Source organism: Streptomyces diversicolor (assembly GCF_057537855.1).
The window spans coordinates 1-564 of sequence record NZ_BAAJXA010000159.1; the positions used below are offsets into that span (position 1 = coordinate 1).

Genomic DNA, 564 nt, shown 5'->3' on the forward strand with positions numbered 1-564 from the left:
CCCGCCACTCGCATACTCCGGCGCGGGCAGCGCCCTGCGGTCCAGCTTGCCGTTCACCGTCAACGGCAACGCCTCCAGCGTCACCACCGCCGACGGCACCATGTACTGCGGCAACCGCTCACCCGCGTACTCACGCAGCTCGGACTCCGAGGCGGCCCCGACCACGTAAGCCACCAGGCGCTTGTCCCCGGGAGCGTCCTCACGGGCGACCACAACCGCCTGCGTGATCTGCGGGTGCGCGGCCAGGACCGCTTGCACGTCACCCGGCTCGATCCGGAACCCACGGATCTTCACCTGCTCATCCGCACGCCCCGCGAACACCAGCCGGCCCCCGGCCGACCACCGCACCCGGTCCCCCGTCCGATACATCCGCCCACCCGCCACACCGAACGGACACGCCACAAACCGCTCACCCGTCAAACCAGGACGACCCACATATCCCCGCGCCACCTGCGCACCCGCCACATACAACTCCCCCACCACACCCACCGGCACCGGACGCAAACCCTCATCCAGCACATACACCCGCGAATGAGCAACCGGCGCACCCATCGACACCACCGG

1 protein-coding gene is annotated in these 564 nt (G+C 69.7%); it reads right to left on the reverse strand.

Annotation, left to right across the window (positions count from 1 at the left end; all coding sequences use genetic code 11):
- Nucleotides 1-564, reverse strand: a 564-nt coding sequence (locus AC27LF_RS45620) for an AMP-binding enzyme (protein WP_487231318.1), incomplete at both ends; no start/stop codon positions are given.